We start from the raw sequence: 4,469 nt of genomic DNA, 5'->3' as shown, positions 1-4,469 counted from the left end.
CAGCAGCACCAGCTCCGAGGTCAGACGCGCATCCCAGATCCACCAGGTGCCCCACATCGGCTTGCCCCAGGCGGACCCCGTGACCAGCGCAATAAAGGTAAAGACCGCGCCTATGGGTGCCATGGCGGCAGAGACCAGATCGGCCATTTTCATCTGCCACACCAGGCCGATAAAGGCAGCGATGGCCATCGAAGCATAAATGCCCATCGACCACATCGCAGCGGGCACATGAATGTACATGATGCGGAAACTGTCGCCCTGCTGATAGTCAGCGGGAGCAAAGCCAAAGCCCCAGGCCCAGCCCAGCAGCAACGCCGCCAGCCCTGAGATGGCGAACCACGGCACCAGTCGCCCCGAAAACTGATAGAGCCGTTCGGGCCTGGCCAGCTGATGTAACGCTTTCCACATATCAAATGCTCACATTAACGATAAAAGAGTGTTGCCGCGTCTTTTACGCGCGGTTATTGCAAAGCGGCTATTGCAACGTAATGCGTAGCGCCGCCGCTGTAGCGAACGGCGCGAGTGTCGCACTGCCCAGCAGCATCGCGCCGAGAATCGCCAGATAGCCACCGATGGGTAATCCCTGACTGGCCGCGTCCATCGCCGCACTGGCGAAGATCAAAACCGGAATAGCCAGCGGCAGCACCAGCAGGCTAAGTAACACGCCACCCCGCCGTAAACCTACCGTCAGACCCACGCCAATGGCTCCGAGAAAACTCAGCGTTGGTGTGCCCAGCAGCAGCGTCAGGGCCATCGCCCGCCAGCCATTAAAATCCAGCGACAGCAGCAGCGCGGCCAGCGGCGACAGGATAATCAGCGGCACGCCGGTGACCAGCCAGTGCGCCATCACTTTACCGATGACCGTCACCGGCAGCGGCGTCGGTAACAACACCAGCTGCTCCAGCGAGCCATCGCTGAAGTCATCGCGAAACAGCCGCTCCAGCGCCAGCAGCGACGCCAGCAGCGCGGCAACCCAGGCAACGCCCGGTGCAATGCGCGCCAGCTGTTGCGGGTCAGGTCCGATGCCCAACGGAAACAGGGTAATGACTATCAGGAAGAACCAGAGCGGATTAACCACATCCGCACCGCCGCGAAAAGCGATGCGCAGTTCACGCTGGATGAGGCGAAACAGCATCAGTTTGCCTCCTCGTCGCCAAGGCGAATTTTACGCACTCGCGCTGCATCCGCAGGCAAATCCTGATGGGTTGTCAGGACCACTGCACCGCCGTTATCGGCATGACGGGTGAATTGCGCCATTAATTTTTCAATTCCCGCTTTGTCGATGGCGGTCAGCGGCTCGTCAAGAATCCAGATGCGGGCCTGGCTGAGCCAAAGGCGCGCCAGCGCCACACGACGCTGCTGACCCGCCGACAACCGGCTGACCGGCACCTCTTCATCGCCCGTGAGATCGACACTTTCCAGCGCAGCAAAGATCTGCGCATCACTGCAATCGGGATGGTAGAAACGCAGGTTTTCCAGCGGCGTAAGCACGCCTTTGACGCCAGGCTGATGGCCCAGATAGAGCATCGCCTGATGCCAGGTCTCGCGCTGTCGCAGGATTGACTGCTGCTGCCAGCGTATTTCACCCTCTTCAGGACGGCTCAGCCCAGCCAGCAGGCGCAATAACGAGGTCTTACCGGCACCATTGGGGCCTTCAATCTGCACAATGTCACCTGCGGACACGCGAAATGAGAGCCGCCGGAAAAGCGACCGTTCGTCGTATGCACAAGTGAGCGTAATGATTTCCAGCATCGAGGGGGGAATCGCACCAGCTAAAAGTGGCCGGGATATTACCACAATGTTGCTGTGGGCCGAAGTGTGACCCACCGCTCAGTTTCGATGCTATGGGTTTATTCGTGCGGTATCGCCCGCAGTCTGAATAAAAATGCAGTTCCGAAAAACGTTGTTACGCTTATTCGCATCGATCGTTACATTATCGGCAAATAAAAAACGGCTACGCTTATTACGCTACAGCACTATCACCAGGAGAAAATATGAAGCCTTCATCAGGTAATGAACAGGGTCCTAACGACGTAGAGAGCGAAGAGAAGGATAAGGGCACTGACATCGAAGTCGATGAGGAGGCTTTACCCTCCCGCGCCGCCGCCATCCATGAAGAGATTCGTCAGGATGGTGAAAAGGAGCTTGAGCGCGACGGCATGGCACTGCTCTGGTCAGCCATTGCTGCAGGCTTATCCATGGGCGCCTCGCTGATGGCGAAGGGGATATTTCAGGTGCATCTGGATGGCGTACCGGGCGCATTCCTGCTGGAAAACCTCGGTTATACCTTTGGTTTTGTTATCGTCATTATGGCGCGCCAGCAGCTGTTTACTGAAAACACCGTCACGGCAGTATTACCGGTGATGCACAAACCGACCTGGAGTAATGGCGCTCTGCTATTACGTTTATGGGGCATCGTCTTGCTGGGTAACCTGATCGGGACGGCGCTGGGTGCGCTGGCGTTTAATGAGATGCCGATATTTGACGAGGCTACCCGTCAGGCGTTTACCAGCATCAGTATGAAGGTGATGGAAAATACGCCCGGCGAGATGTTTGCCAATGCGGTGATCTCCGGCTGGATTATCGCCACCATGGTCTGGATGTTCCCCTCGGCGGGCGGCGCCAAACTGCTGGTGATTGTGATGATGACCTGGCTGGTTGCGCTGGGCGATCTGGCGCATATCGTGGTGGGATCGGTGGAAGTGCTCTATCTGGTCTTTAATGGCAGCATCAGCTGGCATGAATTCTTCTGGCCGTTTGCCCTGCCGACACTGCTCGGCAACATTACCGGCGGCACGCTGATTTTTGCCCTGATCAGCCACGCGCAGATCCGCAACGACATGAGTGAAGCGGCCGTGGCTAAAGCGAAGGCTGAGAAGAAGAAGCAGGAGAAACGTCGCCAGCGTGAAGAGCAGGAAAAGGCTGAGTAAATGGCAAGGCAGACAGAGCAGATTGAACCGCTCTGTCTGCTTTTCAGGCATCCTGACTGAACGGATAACATTGATATCACTCCTGCAGGCTGAGGAAGAGTGTCGTTTTCAGCGTGAACGGTTTTGAGAAATCTGCGGACAACAGCAAACAGCAGTCAGTGCAAAAAAGCAGGATCGCTGGCGGAATGAGCAAACGCACTGCGACGTAGTGAATCTCATGGCCTGTTTGCGCTATACTGCGCCCCGCTGTCCTCTTAGTTAAATGGATATAACGAGCCCCTCCTAAGGGCTAGTTGCAGGTTCGATTCCTGCAGGGGACACCAAATGCCAGTCTCTCAACGTATCTCAAAGTCTACTTTACCCATTCCATTCAGTCGCTTAACTCATCTTGATAGTCCACTTGCGTCTCCAGCGGGCTCACAAAATCCACAGTGTCATGTTGGTACAATTGTTGGTATGTTTGGTTCGATAATGCAGATACCATCAGCCGGGGATTTTTACTATGCCGCTCACTGAGTTAAAGGTAAGAAATGCTAAGGCTGCTGTGAAGCCGGTCAAAATGACAGACGGTAATGGTATGCATCTTTTGATTACCCCACACGGTTCCAAATACTGGCGTTTTCAGTATCGCTTTGGTAGCAAACAAAAGATTCTTGCTCTCGGTGTTTATCCTGAGGTCACGTTATCGGAAGCCCGACGCAGAAGAGACGAAGCCAGGCAACTCGTGGCAAATAGCGTTGATCCAAGTGAAAAATGCAAAGCTGATAAGGTCGAGATCAAAGGGCTGCTGACATTTGAAAAGGTTGCACGAGATTGGCATTCCAGTAACAGGACCTGGTCGGAAAACCACAGAACTACTGTGTTAAGCAGTCTTGAAAGTCATTTATTCCCTATTATTGGCAATCGTAATATCACAGAACTCAAAACCCGTGACTTATTGATTCCACTAAAAAGGGCTGAAGCAAAAGGTCACCTCGAACTCGCTTCACGTCTTCAACAACGCATAACTGCGATGATGAGATATGCTGTCCACAATGCATTGATTGAGCAAAATCCTGCCTATGACCTGGCTGGTGCTGTAATTTCTAAAAAAAGTATTCACCGCCCTGCCCTTCCCTTAGAACGACTACCAGAACTCATGCAACGAATTGAAGCTTACAAAGGCAAAGGCGTCACACAGATTGCGACCCAGCTTACACTCCTGACATTTGTACGTTCGAGTGAATTAAGGTTTGCACGTTGGTCTGAGGTAGATTTCAAAAACTCTCTATGGACTATACCCGCAGAGCGAAAAGCACATACTGGGGTTAAATATTCAGCAAGAGGGTCAAAATGAAAAGCCCTCATCTGGTGCCTTTAAGTAAACAAGCAAAAAAACTGTTGTTATATCTGCATGAAATCAGTGGTGGCAAAGACCTCATGTTCATCGGATTTAGTAATGACGTCAAACCGATCAGTGAAAATGTAAGTATCCCAGCTTTAGTTCCACACACTTTTTGAGATTTCCGGTTTCTCAGCCATCAGCCGGTATTCTTCCGG

At 53.3% G+C, this 4,469-nt stretch carries 4 protein-coding genes, 1 tRNA gene and 1 pseudogene; 3 read left to right on the top strand and 3 right to left on the bottom strand.

The features are described from left to right. The 3 genes from ccsA to ccmA form a co-directional block, all read right to left on the bottom strand. A partial coding sequence (ccsA, locus tag AC2LB6_RS24480) for a cytochrome c biogenesis protein CcsA (RefSeq protein ID WP_490095455.1) occupies positions 1–408 on the bottom strand: 408 nt, incomplete at its 3' end. A 67-nt stretch (positions 409–475) separates the two neighbouring features. Beyond that, positions 476–1,135, bottom strand: coding sequence for a heme exporter protein CcmB (gene ccmB / locus AC2LB6_RS24475; protein WP_490095454.1), 660 nt, complete (start codon positions 1,133–1,135; stop codon positions 476–478). Next, a complete protein-coding gene (gene ccmA, locus AC2LB6_RS24470; RefSeq protein ID WP_490095456.1) occupies positions 1,135–1,752 on the bottom strand; it encodes a cytochrome c biogenesis heme-transporting ATPase CcmA in 618 nt (205 codons plus the stop codon). Before ccmA ends, ccmB begins: the two co-directional genes overlap by 1 nt. Before the next feature lie 242 nt (positions 1,753–1,994). Here ccmA and AC2LB6_RS24465 point away from each other — a divergent pair, with 242 nt between their 5' ends. From AC2LB6_RS24465 to AC2LB6_RS24455, 3 genes and pseudogenes are all read left to right on the top strand, one after another. Beyond that, a complete protein-coding gene (locus AC2LB6_RS24465) occupies positions 1,995–2,930 on the top strand; it encodes a formate/nitrite transporter family protein (RefSeq protein WP_039388386.1) in 936 nt (311 codons plus the stop codon). Positions 2,931–3,178: 248 nt separating this feature from the next. Beyond that, positions 3,179–3,253 (top strand) — tRNA-Arg (locus AC2LB6_RS24460). Between the two features lie 179 nt (positions 3,254–3,432). Then, positions 3,433–4,412 (top strand): annotated as a pseudogene (locus tag AC2LB6_RS24455) (tyrosine-type recombinase/integrase); the annotation flags it as partial. Positions 4,413–4,469: the final 57 nt, after the last annotated feature.

This window comes from Pantoea sp. RCC30.1 (assembly GCF_058148845.1).
The sequence above is the reverse complement of the archived record's forward strand: the minus strand, read 5'-3'. Positions and strand labels throughout refer to the sequence as shown.

What these genes read in the sequence shown, in the direction of transcription:
- ccmB (WP_490095454.1), bottom strand. Translation starts at nt 1,135, where the DNA reads ATGCTGTTTCGCCTCATCCAGCGTGAACTGCGCATCGCTTTTCGCGGC.
- ccmA (WP_490095456.1), bottom strand. Translation starts at nt 1,752, where the DNA reads ATGCTGGAAATCATTACGCTCACTTGTGCATACGACGAACGGTCGCTT.
- AC2LB6_RS24465 (WP_039388386.1), top strand. Translation starts at nt 1,995, where the DNA reads ATGAAGCCTTCATCAGGTAATGAACAGGGTCCTAACGACGTAGAGAGC.